We start from the raw sequence: 17,952 nt of genomic DNA, 5'->3' as shown, positions 1-17,952 counted from the left end.
GTCTTCCTGACCCGTCACCGCCTGCGAGATCATCGGCGACGAATCCGTCAGGCGCGACGGCGACGCGGGTGCCGGAGGTCATCGACGCCTGGCCGCCGAGGAGGGCGGGCTCGAGTTCGTCGGTATCCAGAACCACCCCTACCAGCGGCGGTTCACGACGCATTCGTGCTCGCCGGGGCGATCCTCGAGCGGGCCAGCCGGCTGCGGGTCTTCCCTGACGTCGCGAACCTGCCGCTTCGCTCCCCGGTGGCGATCGCCAAGACCGCCGCCGGGGCCCTGCGCGAGGCCGTCGAGGTCGTGCGGCTGCTCTGGTCGGACGAACGGTCGGTGCGCTTCTCCGGCCGGCACCACGAGCTGCGCGGCGCGAAGCCGGGGCCGCAGCCGGCCCACGACATCGGCGTCTGGCTCGGGGTCGGCGGCCCGAAGCTGCTCGAGTTCGTCGGTCGGTCCGCCGACGGGTGGGTCCCGTCGGCGTCGTTCTTCCCCCCCGGACGTCCTGCCGGCCATGCACGCCCGCATCGATGCCGGCGCCGCGTCCGCCGGTCGTGACCCCGCGGCGGTCAAGCGGATCTACAACGTCTTCGGGCTCGTGACGGGCGGTCCCAGCCTCGACGCCTTCCAGTGGCCCGCGAGCCGCTGGGTCGAGGAGTTGACCACCCTGGTCATCGAGGGCGGGATGGACACCTTCATATTCGGTCCCGGCGACGACGTCGTCCGTCAGGTCGAGCTGTTCGCTGCCGAGGTTGCTCCCGCCGTGCGAGAGGCGGTCGCCCGCGAACGAAGGTGAACTTGGGCGGGCATCCAGATGTGTTCCAGCCGACGGGAACGGTCAGTCGGTGGCGTGGCTGGCCGGTCGGCGGTAGTCGAGGTCGAGGTACTCCGGATGCCGAGCCATCCATGCCTGCACGAACGGGCAGATCGGCAGTACGGCGAGCCCGAGACCGCGTACGTGGTCGAGCGCACCGCGTACCAGCCGTCCGCCGATTCCCTGACCTTCGAGGGAGGGGTCGACCTCCGTGTGCGTGAACACGACGAGCTGGTCGGTCTTCTGGTACGCGGCGAAGCCCAGTGCCTCCCCGTCGCGGACGACCTCGTAGCGCTGCCGCTCGGGCACGTCGATGACCTGCAGACTCATGGCGCGCTCCGCTGGGCAGGGGTCGGCGTGGCAGGGTGGATGGGCTTGACCGGGTGACGGCTGATGATGGACAGCCGGTTGAACGAATTCATAGCGATTGTCACCCAACTGATCGCCGAGATCTCCTCCGGGCTCAAGACATCGCCGGCCTCGGCGTAGTCATGCTCCTGCATCCGGTCGTCGGGCAGTGTGGTCAGCGACTCCGCGAGGGCCAGCGCGGCGCGTTCCTTGGCAGTGAACAGGTCGGTGTTCCGCCAGGCCGGCAGCACCGCGAGCCGTTGCGCGGTCTCGCCGCCAAGCAGCGCGTCGCGGACGTGGACGTGGAGGCAGTACGCACACCGGTTGATCTGAGAGACGCGGATGTTCACCAGCTCGATCAGGGTTCGGCCAAGGCCCGCTGATTCGACCGCCGACCGGACCGCCTTGGCGACCTCGAGCTGGGCCCGGTAGACACCCGGATGCTGCTTGTCGATCCGCACCCGCCGGGAAGCGTCGCGGCTCATCGGCTCACCGCCGAGCAGCAACGCGTGAACCGGTTCGCAGACCTGGAAGCGGAGCCCGGCGCGACCGCGTTTGCCGAGTTGGTTGGCCGGAACCATTTGTGCATCGTTTTCCCTTCGGCCCGCTCCGCGCCGTAGATCTTGTGGAGACGGGCAACAAGTGTCTACCGAGGCTAGGATCGCACCTGGCGCCGGCCCGCGACGACGAGGAGCCCCATGACCACCCCGTACCGCTTCACGGCCAGCACCGCGCGATGACCAACCTGGACGTGAACCCGCAGGAAGTGGTCTGCGCCGAGGACCCCGGCCGGGCCACCACCCAGCTGCTGACCCCGCGCGAGGTGCCCCTGGGCGGGCCGCGGGCGATGACCGTGCGCCGGACCCTGCCGCAGCGGGCCCGGTCCCTGGTCGGCTCCTGGTGCTTCGTCGACCACTACGGCCCGAACCTGGTCTCCGAGTCCGGGGGCATGACCGTGGCCCGCCACCCCCACACCGGCCTGGCGACGGTGAGCTGGCTGTTCACCGGCGAGATCTCCCACCTCGACTCCGCCGGCTACGAGGCGATCGTTCGCCCCGGCGAGGTCAACCTGATGATCGCCGGGCGCGGGATCTCCCACCAGGAGTTCTCCACCCCGGACACCACGACCCTGCACGGGGTGCAGCTGTGGTACGCCCTACCCGAGGCCACCCGGCACATGGCCCCGACCTTCGAGCACCACGCGCCGGAGCCGGTGGAACTGGCCGGAGCGGTGCTGCGGGTTCCCATCGGGTCGATGGCCGGGTCCACCTCCCCGGTCCGCACCCACACCCCGCCGCTGCTGGCCGCCGAGATCCTGCTGGAGGCCGGGGCCCGGGTGGAGTTGGAGCTGGATCCGACCTTCGAGCACGGCGTGCTGCTCGACGCCGGGGACCTGGTCCTCAACGGGACCCCGGTGCCGGTGGGCCATCTGGCCTACCGGCCCGTCGGACGGGAGTCCCTGCCGCTCCAGGCCGGGGACACGCCGGTGCGGGCGATGCTCATCGGCGGGGTGCCGCTGGGGGAGCAGATCGTGATGTGGTGGAACTTCATCGGCCGCACCCACGACGAGATCGTCGCCTACCGGGCGGCCTGGCAGGCCGAGATCGATGCAGAAGCGGCCGATCCGCCCGCCGGCGGCAGGTATCCCGACCACGCGCCGTACCCCCGGTTCGGTCCCTACCCCGCCGGCCAGCCCGCTCCCTTGCCGGCCCCGGCCCTGCCCACCGTCCAACTGCGCCCCCGCGGCTGAACCCGACCGAAAAGACCCGGACAACGCGACGAGGGCTCTAGGTTCCGGACTGGGGCGTCGCCATCGTCGTGCCAGCCCGTAGGGTCGCCAGCGCGCCGCTCCACGCCGTCAGCTGGTCGAGCATCGTGTTCACCGCACCCACCTGATCGGCCAGGGCCCCGGCAAAGTCGTGACGGTGTCTGACTTGTGGGGCTTGGAGTAGAAGCGCCGCTGTTGGTGGCAGCAAGACGGGCATGACCGGCTCAGAAGATCATCAGGTTCTCTACGCCATGCTGATCGCCCGAAGTGAGTCATGCCCGCACTGCCATCATCGCTGATCTCGTCCTTGTCCTGCGCACCGGCTCTGAGCGTTGTCGAAACCGCCGGTGGGCTGCCCGAAGCGCTTGCCGGTCTGCCTGATCCACGGGCCCGGCGAGGTGCCCGGCACCGGCTGATGGTCGTGGTCACCGCAGCTGTGTTCCGTGACAGCACCGCTTCCAACCTCCCAAGCCGGGCAGTCGCGCAGCGGCGGGACTGCCGAGGTGACGCCCAGCTGGCCGTTCAGGACGTTTCCGGCGCCTGAACATCTCGGCCTGTTCGTTGAATTCAGGTCAACGATCCTTGTTCGATCTTGGCTTGATGGATGCTGCCGGCCGCCGAAGACTGGAGGTCATCACCGCTTCGACTCCTACCGATGGGAACCCACGCATGAACATCGAAAGCACCGTCGAGCCGGTTGCGCCGGCGGGCGCGCGGCCCCGAACCACCAGTACTCGAACTCGTCCAACGAACCCGTTGCTGATGGGCTGCGGTATCGCCGCGGGCCCGCTGTTCCTGGCGGCGGGCGTGATACAGGGCCTGACCCGCGAGGGCTTCGACTTCACCCGCAACGCCATCAGCCAGCTCAGCCTCGGAGATCTGGGCTGGATCCAGGTGATGAATTTCGTCGTCTGCGGAATGCTGATCATCGCTGGCGCGGTCGGCCTGCGGCGGGCGCTGCAGGACGGGCCAGGCACCACCTGGGCACCCCCACTGGTCACCGTGTTCGGCGCCTCATTCCTGGTCAGCGCGGTGTTCGTCGCCGACCCCGGTGCCGGCTTCCCCGTCGGCACCTCCGACGGCCCGACCACTCTCAGCACCCACGGCGCCGTCCACATGGCCGGCGGCATGATCGGCTACCTGGCGTTGTGCGCGGCGTTCATCGCGCTCGCACGTCGCTTCTCCGCCCAGGGCCGGCGTGGCTGGGCGCTGGCTTCTCGCATCGTTCCGGTGGTCGTCGTCGCCGGTTTCGTCGGTTCGGCGGCAAGCGTCCTGCTCTTCTTCACGGGAGCGGCCCTGGGTCTTGTGTGGCTCTCCGCGACGATCGCCAGGCTCGCCACGACGACGTCGAGCAGACGGTGATCGACCGACGCTTCGACCGTTGAGCGGGCGAGCTCTACCTCAGGCCCAGCCACCGCTTCACCAGTCCCGCTGACCGTGTGGATGGCTCGGCGTTTCCGGGCTACTACCTCCTCCAAGCCCGCTCGCTGCTCTCGGGATCCGTCGTGCTGCCACCCGGCGGCGTGGACCTTACGCCCGTACCGACGAAACAACGTCACCAGTGCGCCCGCCCGTGATGCACCAACCGCGACAACCCAGCCCCGATCCACATCCCACACACCGTGCGCCGCCGCACCGCCGCCACCTGCCCGACCAGCAACGCACAGAACGCCGCGAACGACGGCGCGGTGAAACATGAACGCAGCGGCTGCACCAACGAAGCCAACGACGGCGGTAGGGTCACAAACGAAATCCGGCCGCCCCGACAGCGAGAGGGCTTCCGCAGGTCAGCGATTTGCGGAAGCCTCTTTCGTTGCTCGGCAAAACCGTCGGCGTACCGGACGTGCCCGCCCACCGGTGTCGGGTCCTCGTCGCCTCGCCATTACCCCGGTGGTCGGCATCCGGGCAGTACGCCGGGCGAATGAACACAATCGACAGAGCGCGCCCGCGATGGCGCAGGATGCGAGAAGGCGAGGCCTTGATAGGCAAGTGTCGGATTACCTATGGTTGACGGGTGCTGCTCTACCGAGCGCTGGCCGACATGACGCGGCGGCGGATCATGGACGAGCTCGCCCGCGCCGACGGGCTGAGCCTGTTCGAGATCCATAACCGCTTGTTCGCCGAGCATGGCACCACCTCGACCCGACAGGCGATCTCCCAGCACCTGGCCGTACTGGAACAGGCTGGCCTGGTCTGGTCCGAACGGGTCGGCCGCACCAAGGTCCATCATCTCGACACCGCACCACTGCGCTCGATCATCGAGCGGTGGCCATTGAGCGAATAGGAGAACGCACGTGAGTACCCCACCGACCCCGGACGAGAAGGACGCGCAGGGCCGCAAGACCGGCCTCTGGACCGACCCGGACCCGCACGGCGGTGTGATGGTTGGCGAGTATGTCGAGGGCGAGCGGCAGGGCACCTGGCGGCACTTCTTCGCCGACGGCAGGTTGCGTGCGGAGGGTGGCTTCGACAACGGGACCGTGCACGGCGAGTGGGTGTGGTATCGCTCGTCCGGCGGGATCATGCAGCGGGGTGGATTCGACCACGAGCGCAAGCACGGTACCTGGACGAGGTGGAACGCCGCCGGTGACATGATCGACCGGGGTGACTACGACAGCGACAAGAAGGTCGGTGAGTGGACGACCTTCAACCCTGACGGCACGGTGAAACGCACGGTGACCCACCGCGCCCGCCGCTGACGGTCGGTATCGCGCGGGGCGGTGGGCCTGATCATCCCCGGGACTGGTCCAGGTACGTCTCGATCCGGTCGGCTGCCGCCGGCGGGCCACCGGCCGTCAGGATCTCGTGTCGCATCCGATCGACCCGCTCGCGCAGCGCCGTGTCGTCGTGGAACCGTTGCACGGTCGCCCGGATGGTCGCCGGCTCGACCTGCTCCGGCGTCAGTTCGTAGCCGAGCCCCAGCTCGACGACGCGGCGCGCCGACGGTGCGGCCTCGGTCGCGAAGTGCGGCACCAGGACCAGCGGTACGCCGGCTGCCAGGGATTCCAGCACGGCACCGGTCGTACCGTGGGTGACACAGGCATCCGCGTGCGGCAGGACCTCGTGGAACGGGATCCACGGATGGGCCTCCGCGTTCGGCGGCAATGGCTCCAGAACGGTGGGGTCGAGGAAGGTACCGATCGCCAGCACCGTCTGCCACCGGGTGCCGGCGAACGCCTCGGCGCAGGTCCGGAAGAACTCGGGATGCTCGTTGAACTGGTTGCCGAGTGACACCAGGATCACCGGAGTGTCCGGAGTGGGGGGCTGCCAGCCGGTGCGTACCGGCCGGTCGGTCAGCGTCGGCCCGACGAAGGCGAAACGGTCGTCGTCGAAGGTTTCCGAGAAGGGCTGGAAGGACTTCGGCAGGAACGTGATGTTGAGGTCCTCGATCTCGTTCCAGAATTGTCGGACCGGGGTGTGCACCTCGTAGCGGGCGAGCAGATCGACGATCACGTGGTTGACCTCCGGCACGTCCGCGGGGTGGCGCTGACCGTGGCTCTTCCACAGTTCCTCGAAGAAGGAGTAGTGCTCGTTGGCGGTGAAACCGGCGCTGAGGCGGACGGCCGGACGACGCCACCGGGTCGCCAGCAACCGGCCGGCGATGAACGGGAAGACGTCGTAGACCACGAGATCTGGGATGTCGTCGCCGAGCCCGTCTTCGGCGGCGCGCAGGATCGCTTCGTTCTCCCGGACGTACACCAGGTGCAACTGGGTTTCCGCGTCCGCCTTGGTGACGGCGTCGGGTACGTGGAAGGTGTCGAACTCGGACTTGTACGGCACCACGGTGGCGCCGGCCGCGGTCACCACGTCGGCGAAGAGCGGGGTGGTGACGTAGCTGATCCGGTGGCCACGCCGAACCAACTCGCTCACCAGGCCGAGTGAGGGGTGGATGTGTCCGTGTCCCTGGACGTTGGCGAAGAGAATGTGCCGCTGGTGCATCTGCTCACTCCCGCGATCCGACGATGAGCTTTCAATGTATATAGCTGCCGTGTCGGGCGGACCAGCCCTTGGAGCTGTCCTGGACATAGACGGCAAGCTCAGAGACACGCGCCGACGACAAGGTTCTTAAAGTGGTTGTACACGGCTTCCAGTGTGGAGTAGAGGACCCATGACACCTGCCGCGGGAACCAAATCGTCTGGCCTGATCTCACCCCTGAACGACCGATACCACCGGATCGCGCTTGCGGTCTATATGGCGGTGGTGGTGGCGCACTGGGCGGAACACCTTGTGCAGGCGTACCAGATCTGGGTGCTCGGTTGGGCGCGGCCGGAGGCACGCGGCGTGCTGGGGATGCCGTTCCCCTGGCTGGTCAGCTCCGAGTGGCTGCACTACGGGTACGCCATCCTGATGTTGGTCGGGCTCTTCCTGCTGCTGCCGGGCTTCACCGGCCGCGCGAGGGCGTGGTGGACGGTGGCTCTCGCCCTGCAGTTCTGGCACCACATCGAGCACGCGCTGCTGCTGATCCAGGCGCACAGCAGTTTCCGGATCGCCGGCGAGGAAGGGCCGGTCAGCATCCTGCAACTGGTGGTGCCCCGGGTGGAACTGCACCTGTTCTACAACTCGGTCGTCTTCATCCCGATGCTGCTCGCGATGTACCTGCACCTGCGTCCCAACGCGACCGAGAGGGCGGCCATGCGCTGCTCGTGCGCCGGTCGCCTGGTCAACCCGCGTCTGCCGGCCGCAGCCGCCGGACGCTGATCGGGGTGGGATGTCCACCACCGGTCGTATCTACGCCGGCGCCGCCATTTGCCTGGCGGCGCTGGTGGCCGTGCTGATGCTGGTCGGCCGGGCCGGTACCGACGCGGAAGCGTGGCGGGCGGTCGAGGTGCTCGCGATGGAACCGGCCGATGGAGCGGTCCTGCCGGACCAGCCGACCACGGTACGCATCCGGGTCGCCGGTGAGCCCGACCCCGGTCGCTCGCACATCGTGGTCTACGACGCCGATCGGATCCGGTTGAACGTCGGGTCGGCCGTGCTCGACGCCGACGACGGTCTGCGGCAGCACATCGCCGTGACCCGGCCCGGTCAGCTCGCGGTGGCCTACCACGTGGTGACCGTCGACGGGGGTACCGTCTCGGGTATCGCCCGCTTCACCGTCGGCTCTCCAGACGCTGCGGCGCCCGCCGGGTCGGCGCCCGCCGGGTCGGCGCCCGCCGGGTCGGCGCCCGCGACCGACGACGCGGCCCATACCCACGGGGTGGACCCGATGGGTGCCGCCCTGCTCGCGCTGGACGGCCTCGTGCTGCTCGTCGTGGTGGTGCTGCTCCTGCGCCGCCGGACGCGTGGCGCTGCCTGACGTTCCGCCGCCGGGCATCCGCCGCCGCGTTCTGCTGTGCCCAGGCGGGCCGGCACGACTCGTGGCCGTCGTCCCGGTACAGATGGGACATAGCGCGAGTTCTGGCTGCTAAGGTCCTCGGGTGTCGCCGGATCGAATCCGGTGTGAGGATGCACCCGCAGGAAGGCCACGAGGGCAATGAGCAGGATCTTCGACGGGCTCCAGGACACCGACCGCGAGTTGCGGGAACACCCGAACGGCATGAGCATCCTGGTGCTCCGGCGCAGCTACGACGCCTCCCCTGAGGAGGTGTGGGACGCCATCACCGATCCGCAGCGTTTGGTGCGCTGGTTCCTGCCCATCGCCGGTGACCTCCGGGCCGGTGGGCGTTTCCAGTTGGAGGGCAACGCCAGCGGCGAGATCCGCCGGTGCGAGCGCCCCAGCCTGATCGGCCTGACCTGGGAGTCGGGCGGTGGCAGCAGCGAGGTTCAGCTACGGCTCACCCCGGACGGTGAGTCCACCGTGCTGGAACTGGAGCACGCTCCGGTGCCGGCGGACATCGTGCCGAACGCCGGTCCCGGCATCTGGGGGCTGGGCGCGGGCTGGGAGATGGGTCTGCTGGCCTTGGGGGACCACCTGGCCGGCGAACTGCCCGAGGGACGGGCGGTCGACTGGATCGCCACCGCCGGACCCGAGCAGTTGGCGGCGGCCACGGCGACGGCCGATCGGATCGGCGGCGCGTGGGAGAAGTTGGTCACCGGACGGCCCTGACCGGGCCCTGTCCGATGCCGTGAGTACGTCGCCGGCCACCGTGGAACGGGGCCGGGACACGGGCTGGTCAGCTCGAAGCCGCCGGGGTCGCCCGATACTCGCTCGGATCACCAGGCGACCGGTAGGGCGTACAACCCGAAGATGTTGCTGTCCTCCTTGAGAGGCAGGTCGGAGACCTCCGTCGCCAGTCTCAGGCCGGGCAGCCGCCGGAACAGGCGGCTGAGTGCGACCTCCAGCTCCAACCGAGCGAGATGCTGACCCGGGCAGACGTGCCGGCCGTAGCCGAAGGCGAGGTGCGCACGGGCGTCCCGGTCCGGGTCGAACTCGTCGGGGTCTTCGAACACCGCCGGATCACGGTTCGCTGCTTGCCCCAGCGCCACCACTCCCTCGCCGGCCCTGATGGTCACCCCGCCGATCGTGACATCGGCGGTGGCGGTGCGGGCCGTCGCCGCCTCGACCACGGTGAAGTACCGCAGCAGTTCCTCCACGGCGGCCGGGAACCGCTCCGGTTCGGCGCGTAGCCGGGCCAGCCGGGCCGGATGAGTGAGCAGGGCCAGCACGCTCAACGCGATCATGTTGGACGTGGTGACGTGCCCGGCGACCAGCAGCACGAAAGCCGTGCTGACCACGGCCTCGTGGTCCACGCCACCGGCACCGCGCTGCCGGTACAGCAGCCGGCTGAGCACGTCGTCGCCGGGACGGCGCTCCTTGTCCGTAACCACCACGTCGAGAAGATCGCGGATCTCCCGGGCGCAGCGGGCGCGTTCGTCGGCCGGCGCACTCCGGCGGAACATCAGCGTCGAACGGCGCTCGAAGAACTCGTGCTCGCCGTAGGGCACGCCGAGCACCTCACAGATCACCTGTGATGGCACCGGGTAGGCGAACGTCGACACCAGGTCGGCACCGGGTGCGGCGGCGGCCAACGCGTCGAGATGGGTGTCGACCACCCGTTCGACCAACGCCCGTAACTGCCGGACCCGGCGCATGGAGAACTCGTCGACGATCTGCCGCCGGACGATGGCATGCTCCGGCGGGTCCAGCCAGTTCAACGGTGGACGGAAGTTCGCGAACGACGCCTGCCGCTGGCTTTCCGTGGTCGGCGCGAACTTCGGGAAGCCGGGTCGGCGTCGGTCCGCGCTCATCCGGGGATCGCTGAGCACCTGCCGGACGTCAGCGTGCCGGGAGACCACCCAGGCCGTGTCACCGCCGAGCATCGGCAGCCGGACGACCGGGTGCTCGGCGCGTAGTCGCGCGTACTCGGCAGGTGGGCTGAAGGGGCAGCGCCGGGGCAGCGGAAACGCGTCGATGCCCGGATCGGTCGGCCCGGACGACCCCGGCGCGCCGGGGTGGTCGCCGGTCGGCGGATCCTGGTACCCACTCATGCCAGCGCCCGCAGGCAGAGCAGTAGGCTACGCGCCTCGATGTTGACCTGGTAGCTGAACGCGGTCATGGCGGTGAGCTGGCGCAGGGTCACCCAGGTGTAGTCCGGTGGGGTCGTGGCCGGGAACTCCGGGCCCACCTCCACCACCAGGTGCCGCGTCACCGCGTGGTGGAACCGTCCGCCCTCCTCGGACTGGAGGACGTCGTAGTGCACCTGGACCTGGTCGGAGCAGACGAGGTCCAGGTAGGCGGGGCGGTTTGCGCCGGTGAAGTTGTTTGGAGTGCACTGCACAGTCGGGCCCAGCTCCACGATGTCTCGGTAGCCGGGTCGTAGGTCGGCGTGGGCGAGCACGTGCAGGACGCCGCCGAGACGCCGGACGACGAAGGCGACCAGACCGGTGCCGCAGGGGGCCAGGAGCGGCTGCCGCCACTGGGTCACCTCCCGGTTACTGGCCCGCACGGCACGCCCGACGATCCGGAAGAACCGGCCGGAGCGGTGCCGGATGTCGACATCGCCGTGGTGCCAGTCGCGTACCTGCCGCAGTGGCACCTGGTGAGCCATCAGGGTCCGGCCGGCCTTGTTGGCGGTCAACCAGTTGCGGACCTGGAGCAACGGCTGCCACGCCGCGTCGTCGTCAGCCAGCGAGGACCGCGCTACGGCGGCGGCGATGCCCGAATCGGCGGGGTCGGCCGCGACCGCGTGGTCGGGCAGGCAGGACAGCACGGTACGGGCGTCCATGTTGACGAGGTTTTGTCGGTGCAGCAGGTCGTGGATCTGGCCGAGGGTGAGCCACACGAAGTCCTGGTGCGGTTCGATGTCGTCGGTCACCTCGACGAGGATGTTGCGGTTGCGCTTGCCGCGGAACCACGAGCCCTGCTCCGACTGGAGCACGTCCACCAGCACTCGTCCACGCTCGGGTTCCAGGAAGTACTCCACGTATCGGGACCGTGCCCCTCGGTGCGTCCGCAGGTAGTTGCTGGGGGTGGACTGCACGGTGGGGGAGAACTGGATGCCGTTGATGTTGCCCGGCTCCATCTTGGCCTGAAGAAGGAAGTGCAGCACGCCGTCGATCTCACGGGCCAGGATGCCGAGGATGGCCCGGTCCGGCTGGTGGATGATCGGCTGCCACCACTCGTCGACCGGCCCGCCGTCGGTGCGTACGTGCAGGCCCTCGACACTGAAGAACCGGCCGCTGTCATGCACCAGATCACCGCTGTGCGGCGCGAACGACCACCCGGCCAGCTCGGCGAACGGCACCTCGGTGATCTCGAAGGGGTTGGCCCGCGCCCGCGCGTCCAGCCAGGCTTCCAGGTCGGCGACCGGACGCGGGCGGTGTCGTGCCGACCGGGCCAGCCGGGCGACGAGGTGCTCCCGGTCGGCGTGCCCCGGACGAGGTCGGGCTTCTGTGTGCGGCAGGACCATGACTACTCCAAAGGTTGACCCTGGTGGGTGACGGCGACCCGACCGGCCGAAGGGTCACCCCCCGGCCAGAGGCGGAACGATGGCCACCGTGCTGTCGGCGGGGGCGGCCACCCGGGATCGGTCGGTGGCCTTGACGAGGTCGCCGTCGAGGTAGACGTTGTAGTAGGTCAGCGGCTCACCGTCGTCGTCGAGCAGCCGGCGCCGGTAGTGCGGGTAGGACTCGACGAACTCCCGGATGACGTCGCGGACGGTGCCTTCGTGGCACGCGAACGTCTTCTGCCCGCGGTGGGCCCAGCCCGCCGACAGCAGCACCGTGACCATTTGCTACCTCCCGTGGTGTTCGGCGCCGGACTCGGGTGGGTCGTCGGCGCAGCGGAAGCCGAGGGCGAAGTTGGACCAGCCGGTGGGATCTCCGTAGAGCCGCTCCGCGCACCGGACCTGGTAGCGGAAGTTCATCCAGGAGCCGCCCCGGATCGCCCGGAACCGGCCCATCACCAGGTGGATGGTGGGGTCACAGCGGGTCTCGGGCGCGTACAGGTGGGCGGTGGTGGAGGTCCACTCGTACACGTTGCCCGTCATGTCGGCGCAGCCGTCGGGGCTGTCGCCGTGCGGTGAGAACGCGCCGACCGGTGTGGTCTGCGGCACCGGCCCCTGAGCGTTGTGGATCCCCGACCACCACTGCCGCCACTCGTCGAGCCCGCGGAGGCTGCCGCCGGTCCACTCGGCGGTGTTGGCCCGGGTCGGGTCCCAGGTGTCGCCCCAGGGCCAGAGCCGGTACGCCCGCCCGGTCGCCGCCCGTTCCCACTCCGACTCGGTCGGTAGCCGCCTGCCCGCCCACGTCGCGTAGGCCTCGGCGTCGGGGTACGAGATGTGCACGACCGGGTGCTCGCCGCAGTTGCGGATGCCACTGCCGTAGCCGGCAGGACGGTGCCAACACGCGCCCTCGCGGATTTCCCAGTAGTCGCTGTAGACCATGCTGCCGCCGGCTCGCTCGGCCGAGGTCACGTACCCGGTGCGGGCGACGAAGTCGGCGAACTCGGCGACGGTCACCGGGTACCGGTCGATGAGGTAGTCGCGCAGGGTCACCGGTCGCTGCGGCGTCTCGTCGGTGAACCAGTCCCGGGGGAAGGCCTGCCCCTCGGCCTCCAGCCAGTCCAACGTCCGCTCCGGCGAACCCTGGAGGAAGGTGCCACCGGGAATGCGGACCATCGTGGCGTGGGCCGGCGGGGCGGTGGGCCCGGTGGTGTGCAGGTCACCGACGCTGGTCATGGCTGCGTTCCGTTCGTCACCGGCACCGGCGTCGCCTCCAGCACACACATCACGCTCGGTGCCGGGCAGGGCGCGACGGACTCCAGCTGGAAACCCGCCGCGCGCAACAGCTCCCGGAACTCGGCCACGGTGCGTTCCCGCCCGCCGTGGCACACCATCATGTTCAGGTCGTTCATGACCACCTGAGCGATGCTCGGGCTGGTGCTGACGGTCGGTGGCATGGCGGACTCCACGAGCAGGATCCGGCTGTCCGGCCGGGTCGCTCGGTGGACGGTACGCAGCACCGCCACACACTGGTCGTCGTCCCAGTCGTGCAGGACGCTCTTGAGCAGGTAGGCGTCCGCGCCCGACGGCACCGACCGGAGGAAGTCCCCGGCCCGGACCTCGCACCGGTCGGCCACGCCCTGCGCGGCGAGCGTGCGCGCGGCGTCGGCCACGCCGTCGGGGGTGTCGAAGACCGTCCCCCGCAGCCGCGGGTGCGCGGCGAGGACCCCGGCGAGCAGATCCCCACTGCCACCGCCGACGTCCACCACGGTTTCCAGGTCGGAGAAGTCGTACGTGCACAACAACGTCGGCACGAACGCCCGGGATCCCTCCGCCATGGCCGCGTTGAACGCCGCCTGCCGCCGGGGGTTCGCGGCGAGGTAGGCGAAACAGCTCTGCCCGTGCGCATGCTCCCAGGCCACCTCGCCGGTGCGGACGCTGTGTTCGAGCTGCCCCCAGGCGGCCCAGCTCTCCGGCCCGGAGAGCAGCAGCACCAGTTCCCGCATCGACCCGATGGCGTCCGACCGCAACAACTCGCCCTGTTCGGTGAGGACGAAGATGCCGTGCTCCGGCTCCTCCAGCACCTCCAGGAACACCAGCGCCCGCAGTAGCCGTCGCAGCGACGGTGCGTGTGTGTCGGTGGCCTCGGCCAGCGCGGCGACGTCGGCCTTGCCGTCGGCGAGCAGGTCCGGTATCCGCAGCCGGGCGGCGACGTGCAGCGTCTGGGCGGTGAAGAACCCGTAGACCAGGTGTTGCATCCGGTGCCGCAGCCCGGGCTGGGGATTGCTCGTGGTCGGTGCCATGCGGTCCTCCGGTGGGGCGCGTCCGGTGGGTCAGCGGGCGGCCGCCCCGGCCGGCTGCGGCGGGGCGGCGATCAACTCGGTCAGTTCGGCCGCGATCGCCACGATGGTCGGTTGCTGCCAGAACAGCGAGGCCGGCAGCACCTGGCGGTACGTCTTCTCCAGCCGCCGCCGTACGATGACGGTCATCACCGAGTCCATGCCCTGCTGCACGAGGGGCAGACGCGGGTCCAGTGACTCGACGGGGAGTTTCATCTCCGCGGCGATCGCGGCGCGCACCTCGTCGATCAGGCGTTCGCGCAATTCGTCCGGGTCCATCGTGGACGGCGACCCGCCGGCCGCTCCGGACTGGTCGGCCGGTACGTCCGGAGCGTCCGGCACCACCGGGTACCGCAAGCCGGCGAGCTGCGCGACGATCGTGCCGTCGGGCGCGCTGACCAGGACCGAGGCGGTGTCCTCTCGGGCGGCGTCGCGAATCACGTCGATCACCGCGACCGTCGGCGGTGCGCCGGCCATCTCGACCCACTCGGCGCCGTCGACCAGGCGCAGTCGGGGCGGACCGGGGAAGACGACCGGTGCGATGGAGACGGCCGCGTCGACGATCGCCGCCCAGCCGCCGGCCGACTCCGGGAAGCGGACCCGCGCCCGCAGGCCGCCTTCGGCGATGATCAGACGGTCCACCATCCAGGGGAACGCGGTGGCCGGCACCCCCACGGCAGTCAGGTGGGCTCCGACCAGACCGACGTCGGCGACCACACCGCCGGCCGGCGGTGTGGCCACGGTGCCGTCGACCGGGCCGGTCGCCGGCACGGCCAGGGCGGTGGCATGGGTCAGCCACGGTGCCGGGTCGCCGTTGGCCGGTCGGGAGGCGAGCCGCAGTTGGCCTTCGTCGTCGACCACCTGGATCTCCTGGCGCAGGTGGGTGGCGAGCGGGACTCGCATCGACAGCTCCCGCAACGCCACGGGAGCACCTTCGCGGTCGGCGGCGGCGAGGAACGTGGCGACGAACACCGCCGCCGGCACGAGTTCCGCGCCCTGCACCTGATGGCTGCCCGGGTACGGGCGGGTGGCGTCGGTGAGCACGGTGTGCCAGAGGCGTAGCTCGCTGCCGGCCACACTGGTGGGGGTGCCGAGCAGCGTGTGCGACCCGATGTCGTGCCCACCCGCGGTGCCCGGTGGCTCGGGCTCACGCCAGTGCTGGCGGTGCTGCCAGGCGTAGTGGGGCAGGTCGACGAGCCGGCCCCGCGGGTAGCGGCGCGTCCAGTCGACCTCGACCCCGTGGCAGTACGCCCCGGCGACTGCCGCCGCCATGGTGCGGTGGCCGGGGGCGTGCCGCCGCAAGGTGGTGCCGATGTACACGTCGGCGATGTCGGCGTGGTCGGCGGTCTCCCGCAGCGAGTGGGCGACCACCGGGTGCGCGGAGATCTCAAGGAAGGCACGATGTCCGTCGGCCAGGGCGGCCTCGACCGCCTGGACCAGGCGTACCGGGCGACGCAGGTTGGCCGCCCAGTAGTCACCGTCGCACCTGGGCGTCGCGCGTGGGTCGTCGAGCACCGTCGAGTACATCGGCACCACGGCCGGTGCCCGGGCCAGGTCGAGCACCGCGGCGCGCAACTCGTCGACGAGCGGGTCCATGTGCGGGCTGTGGAAGGCCACATCGGACTGCACCCGGCGAACGGCGATCCGGTCGGCCGGCCACTGCTCGATGATCTCGTCCACTGCGCCGATGTCGCCGGAGACCACCGTGGCGGCGGGGGCGGAGGCGATGGCCGCGACCAGGTTGGCCCGGCCGGCCAGCCGTTCGGCGACGTCGGCGAAGGGCAGGGTCACCATGGCCATCGCGCCTCGCCCGGCGGCGCGGCGCAGCAGGGCGGAGCGGCGGCAGATCAGTCGGGCACCGTCGACCGGGCTCAGCACTCCGGCGGTGACGGCGGCGGCCACCTCGCCGACCGAGTGGCCGATGACCGCCGCCGGTCGCATCCCGTACGCCCGCCACAGGGCGGCGAGACCGAGGTGCATGGCGAAGGTCAGGATCTGGATCCGGTCGACGCCGCCCAGTTCCGCAGCGCCGAGGGCGGTGCGGAGCGAGAAGCCCGCCTCCTCGGCGACCACCGGTTCGATCTCGTCGATCGCGGCGGCGAACGCCGGTTCGTGACTGAGCAGGTCGTGGCCCATTCCGGCCCAGTGCGAGCCGTGCCCGGAGAACACCCACACCGGGCGCGCGGAGCGGCCGCCCGGTGCGACCCCGGACACGGTGCCGGCGTCCGTCTGGTCGTCGGCGAGTTGGCGCAGCGCGGCGGTCAGGTCGCCGCGGTCGGTACCGGTGACCACGGCGCGGTGGCTCAGGTGGGCGCGTCGGTGTGCCAGGGTGTGCCGGATGTCGGCCAGGCTCGTCCGGTCGTCGGCGGCGAGCCGGTCGGCGAGCCGGCCGGCCTGTGCGCGAAGGGCGGCGGCGGAGCGGGCGGACAGCGGCACCATGGGCTGACCTTCGTCGTCGTCCGCAGTGTCGGTCGACGGCAGGGGCGGGGCTTGTTCCAGGAGTACGTGGGCGATGGTGCCGCCGTATCCGAAGCCGGAGACGGCGGCCCGGCGAGGCCCGTCCCGACGGGGCCAGGGCAGCGGGCTGGTGACCAGTCGCAACCCCGTGCCGTCGCCATCGACCGCGGGAATCGACCGGCCGCGCAGCGGGGTGCCGGGAATCTGGCCCCGGTGCAGCGCGAGGATCGCCTTCATCAGTCCGGCGACGCCGGCCGCGCCCTCCAGGTGGCCGATGTTCGACTTGATGGACCCGATCAGGCAGGGTCGTTCCGGCGGCCGGCCGGTGCCGTAGACCGCGGAGAGCGCGCCGGCCTCGACCGGGTCGCCCAGTCGGGTGCCGGTGCCGTGTGCCTCCACGTAGTCGACGCTGTCGGGTGTGACGCCGGCGCGGGCGCAGGCACGGCGTACGACGTGTTGCTGGGCCTCCCCGGAGGGCGCCATGATTCCGTCGGTGCGTCCGTCCTGGTTGACCGCGCTGCCGATGATCACGGCCAGCACCCGGTCGCCGTCCCGGACCGCGTCGTCGAGTCGCTTGAGCACCAGGACACCGCAGCCCTCACCTCGGCCGTAGCCGTCGGCGTCGCGGTCGAAGGACTTGCTGACCCCGTCGGGCGCGAGCGTGCCGGCGGCGTTCAGCGACACGTTCTGTCCGGGCGCGAGCACCAGGTTGACGCCGCCGGCCAGGGCGACGGTGCTCTCGCCGAGCAGCAGGCTCTGGCAGGCCAGGTGGACCGCGACCAGCGACGCCGAACAGGCGGTGTCGACGGCGACACTCGGTCCGCGCAGGTCCAGGGCGTACGAGATGCGGTTGGCCAGTGCGCAGGTGGCCGCGCCGATGCCGGTCCACGCCTCGACGGTGGGCAGGTCCTCCAGCAGCCGGTCGCCGTAGTCGGTGGTGCTGACTCCGACGAAGACGCCGGTGTCGCTGCCGGCCAGCCCGGTCGGTGGCAGGCCGGCGTGTTCCAGGGCTTCCCAGCCGACCTCCAGCAGGATCCGCTGCTGCGGATCCATCTCGGCGGCCTCGCGGGGGGTCAGGCCGAAGAACTCGGCGTCGAAGCCGGCGATGTCGTCGAGGTAGCTGCCGGCGGTGACCGTCCCCCGCAGGACCGCCTCGTACTCCGGGCCTCGCTCGCGGTACGCCCGCCACCGCTGGGTGGGGATCTCTCCGCTGGTCTGGCCGCCCTTGAGCAGTAGTTCCCAGAGGGCGTCGGGGCTGTCGACGTCGCCGGGCAGCCGGCAGCCGACACCGACGACGGCCACCTGGAAGGGGCGGCCGGCAGGGTCATCCCGGGTCATCGTCGTACCTCCGT

General features: G+C 70.6%; 18 protein-coding genes. 9 read left to right on the top strand and 9 right to left on the bottom strand.

The window, feature by feature from the left end; genetic code table 11:
• Nucleotides 1-165: 165 nt before the first annotated feature.
• Both IEY61_RS31340 and IEY61_RS31335 read left to right on the top strand, forming a co-directional pair.
• A complete protein-coding gene (locus tag IEY61_RS31340; RefSeq protein ID WP_229706252.1) occupies nt 166-549 on the top strand; it encodes an LLM class flavin-dependent oxidoreductase in 384 nt (127 codons plus the stop codon).
• Nucleotides 506-787: a hypothetical protein gene (locus tag IEY61_RS31335; protein ID WP_229706249.1), complete on the top strand. Its 282-nt coding sequence runs from the start codon at nt 506-508 to the stop codon at nt 785-787. The genes IEY61_RS31340 and IEY61_RS31335 overlap by 44 nt, the downstream gene beginning before the upstream one ends.
• A 42-nt stretch (nt 788-829) precedes the next feature.
• Here the strand turns inward: IEY61_RS31335 and IEY61_RS21025 are convergent, their stop codons facing one another.
• Both IEY61_RS21025 and IEY61_RS21020 read right to left on the bottom strand, forming a co-directional pair.
• Nucleotides 830-1,135, bottom strand: coding sequence for a GNAT family N-acetyltransferase (locus IEY61_RS21025; protein ID WP_189046959.1), 306 nt, complete (start codon nt 1,133-1,135; stop codon nt 830-832).
• A complete protein-coding gene (locus IEY61_RS21020) occupies nt 1,132-1,734 on the bottom strand; it encodes a carboxymuconolactone decarboxylase family protein (protein WP_229706243.1) in 603 nt (200 codons plus the stop codon). The genes IEY61_RS21025 and IEY61_RS21020 overlap by 4 nt, the downstream gene beginning before the upstream one ends.
• Nucleotides 1,735-1,889: 155 nt before the next feature.
• Between IEY61_RS21020 and IEY61_RS21015 the strand changes: the two genes are divergently transcribed.
• From IEY61_RS21015 to IEY61_RS21000, 4 genes are all read left to right on the top strand, one after another.
• Nucleotides 1,890-2,903 carry a pirin family protein gene (locus IEY61_RS21015; protein WP_189046957.1) on the top strand — a complete coding sequence of 338 codons (1,014 nt, stop codon included), beginning with the start codon at nt 1,890-1,892 and terminating at the stop codon, nt 2,901-2,903.
• Nucleotides 2,904-3,521: 618 nt separating this feature from the next.
• Nucleotides 3,522-4,283, top strand: a complete 762-nt coding sequence (locus IEY61_RS21010) for a DUF998 domain-containing protein (protein WP_229706241.1) — start codon at nt 3,522-3,524, stop codon at nt 4,281-4,283.
• A 679-nt stretch (nt 4,284-4,962) separates the two neighbouring features.
• Nucleotides 4,963-5,205 carry an ArsR/SmtB family transcription factor gene (locus IEY61_RS21005; RefSeq protein ID WP_189047036.1) on the top strand — a complete coding sequence of 81 codons (243 nt, stop codon included), beginning with the start codon at nt 4,963-4,965 and terminating at the stop codon, nt 5,203-5,205.
• 10 nt (nt 5,206-5,215) lie between these two features.
• Complete coding sequence (locus IEY61_RS21000) at nt 5,216-5,620, top strand: toxin-antitoxin system YwqK family antitoxin (RefSeq protein ID WP_189046955.1); 405 nt, start codon at nt 5,216-5,218, stop codon at nt 5,618-5,620.
• A 31-nt stretch (nt 5,621-5,651) separates the two neighbouring features.
• Here the strand turns inward: IEY61_RS21000 and IEY61_RS20995 are convergent, their stop codons facing one another.
• On the bottom strand, nt 5,652-6,860 hold the full coding sequence (locus tag IEY61_RS20995; protein WP_189046953.1) for a macrolide family glycosyltransferase: 1,209 nt from the start codon (nt 6,858-6,860) through the stop codon (nt 5,652-5,654).
• A 169-nt stretch (nt 6,861-7,029) separates the two neighbouring features.
• On the opposite strand from IEY61_RS20995, the gene IEY61_RS20990 reads away from it, so the two are divergent.
• The 3 genes from IEY61_RS20990 (at nt 7,030) to IEY61_RS20980 (ending at nt 8,968) form a co-directional block, all read left to right on the top strand.
• Nucleotides 7,030-7,620 carry a hypothetical protein gene (locus IEY61_RS20990; RefSeq protein ID WP_189046951.1) on the top strand — a complete coding sequence of 197 codons (591 nt, stop codon included), beginning with the start codon at nt 7,030-7,032 and terminating at the stop codon, nt 7,618-7,620.
• 10 nt (nt 7,621-7,630) lie between these two features.
• Nucleotides 7,631-8,218: a copper resistance CopC family protein gene (locus IEY61_RS20985; RefSeq protein WP_189046949.1), complete on the top strand. Its 588-nt coding sequence runs from the start codon at nt 7,631-7,633 to the stop codon at nt 8,216-8,218.
• Between the two features lie 177 nt (nt 8,219-8,395).
• Entirely contained in the window at nt 8,396-8,968 is a 573-nt protein-coding gene (locus IEY61_RS20980; protein ID WP_189046946.1) for an SRPBCC family protein, read from the top strand.
• 107 nt (nt 8,969-9,075) lie between these two features.
• On the opposite strand, the gene IEY61_RS20975 is transcribed toward IEY61_RS20980, so the two are convergent.
• The 6 genes from IEY61_RS20975 to IEY61_RS20950 are packed head-to-tail and all read right to left on the bottom strand — an operon-like array spanning nt 9,076 to nt 17,938.
• Nucleotides 9,076-10,350: a cytochrome P450 gene (locus IEY61_RS20975; protein WP_189046944.1), complete on the bottom strand. Its 1,275-nt coding sequence runs from the start codon at nt 10,348-10,350 to the stop codon at nt 9,076-9,078.
• Nucleotides 10,347-11,771 carry an NDP-hexose 2,3-dehydratase family protein gene (locus tag IEY61_RS20970; protein ID WP_189046942.1) on the bottom strand — a complete coding sequence of 475 codons (1,425 nt, stop codon included), beginning with the start codon at nt 11,769-11,771 and terminating at the stop codon, nt 10,347-10,349. The genes IEY61_RS20975 and IEY61_RS20970 overlap by 4 nt, the downstream gene beginning before the upstream one ends.
• A 54-nt stretch (nt 11,772-11,825) precedes the next feature.
• Nucleotides 11,826-12,092 (bottom strand): MoaD/ThiS family protein, encoded by a 267-nt coding sequence (locus tag IEY61_RS20965; RefSeq protein WP_189046940.1) that lies wholly within the window; start codon nt 12,090-12,092, stop codon nt 11,826-11,828.
• Between the two features lie 3 nt (nt 12,093-12,095).
• Nucleotides 12,096-13,040, bottom strand: coding sequence for a formylglycine-generating enzyme family protein (locus IEY61_RS20960; protein WP_189046938.1), 945 nt, complete (start codon nt 13,038-13,040; stop codon nt 12,096-12,098).
• On the bottom strand, nt 13,037-14,107 hold the full coding sequence (locus IEY61_RS20955) for a methyltransferase (protein WP_189046936.1): 1,071 nt from the start codon (nt 14,105-14,107) through the stop codon (nt 13,037-13,039). Before IEY61_RS20955 ends, IEY61_RS20960 begins: the two co-directional genes overlap by 4 nt.
• Nucleotides 14,108-14,137: 30 nt before the next feature.
• Nucleotides 14,138-17,938, bottom strand: a complete 3,801-nt coding sequence (locus IEY61_RS20950; protein ID WP_189046934.1) for a type I polyketide synthase — start codon at nt 17,936-17,938, stop codon at nt 14,138-14,140.
• Between the last annotated feature and the right edge of the window lie 14 nt (nt 17,939-17,952).

Origin of the sequence: Micromonospora sonchi (genome assembly GCF_014646235.1) — a bacterium.
Classification (GTDB): Bacteria; Actinomycetota; Actinomycetes; order Mycobacteriales; family Micromonosporaceae; genus Micromonospora; species Micromonospora sonchi.
Note: the sequence above shows the minus strand (reverse complement) of the source record. Positions and strands in the feature narration are given on the sequence as shown.

Bases quoted from the DNA above. Each gene is read 5' to 3' on its own strand.
- IEY61_RS20975 (WP_189046944.1), bottom strand. From the start codon at position 10,350: ATGAGTGGGTACCAGGATCCGCCGACCGGCGACCACCCCGGCGCGCCG.
- IEY61_RS20990 (WP_189046951.1), top strand. From the start codon at position 7,030: ATGACACCTGCCGCGGGAACCAAATCGTCTGGCCTGATCTCACCCCTG.
- IEY61_RS21010 (WP_229706241.1), top strand. From the start codon at position 3,522: ATGGATGCTGCCGGCCGCCGAAGACTGGAGGTCATCACCGCTTCGACT.
- IEY61_RS20980 (WP_189046946.1), top strand. From the start codon at position 8,396: ATGAGCAGGATCTTCGACGGGCTCCAGGACACCGACCGCGAGTTGCGG.
- IEY61_RS21005 (WP_189047036.1), top strand. From the start codon at position 4,963: ATGACGCGGCGGCGGATCATGGACGAGCTCGCCCGCGCCGACGGGCTG.
- IEY61_RS20960 (WP_189046938.1), bottom strand. From the start codon at position 13,040: ATGACCAGCGTCGGTGACCTGCACACCACCGGGCCCACCGCCCCGCCG.
- IEY61_RS20950 (WP_189046934.1), bottom strand. From the start codon at position 17,938: ATGACCCGGGATGACCCTGCCGGCCGCCCCTTCCAGGTGGCCGTCGTC.
- IEY61_RS21020 (WP_229706243.1), bottom strand. From the start codon at position 1,734: ATGGTTCCGGCCAACCAACTCGGCAAACGCGGTCGCGCCGGGCTCCGC.
- IEY61_RS21015 (WP_189046957.1), top strand. From the start codon at position 1,890: ATGACCAACCTGGACGTGAACCCGCAGGAAGTGGTCTGCGCCGAGGAC.
- IEY61_RS20995 (WP_189046953.1), bottom strand. From the start codon at position 6,860: ATGCACCAGCGGCACATTCTCTTCGCCAACGTCCAGGGACACGGACAC.
- IEY61_RS20965 (WP_189046940.1), bottom strand. From the start codon at position 12,092: ATGGTCACGGTGCTGCTGTCGGCGGGCTGGGCCCACCGCGGGCAGAAG.
- IEY61_RS31335 (WP_229706249.1), top strand. From the start codon at position 506: ATGCACGCCCGCATCGATGCCGGCGCCGCGTCCGCCGGTCGTGACCCC.
- IEY61_RS21025 (WP_189046959.1), bottom strand. From the start codon at position 1,135: ATGAGTCTGCAGGTCATCGACGTGCCCGAGCGGCAGCGCTACGAGGTC.
- IEY61_RS20955 (WP_189046936.1), bottom strand. From the start codon at position 14,107: ATGGCACCGACCACGAGCAATCCCCAGCCCGGGCTGCGGCACCGGATG.
- IEY61_RS20970 (WP_189046942.1), bottom strand. From the start codon at position 11,771: ATGGTCCTGCCGCACACAGAAGCCCGACCTCGTCCGGGGCACGCCGAC.
- IEY61_RS20985 (WP_189046949.1), top strand. From the start codon at position 7,631: ATGTCCACCACCGGTCGTATCTACGCCGGCGCCGCCATTTGCCTGGCG.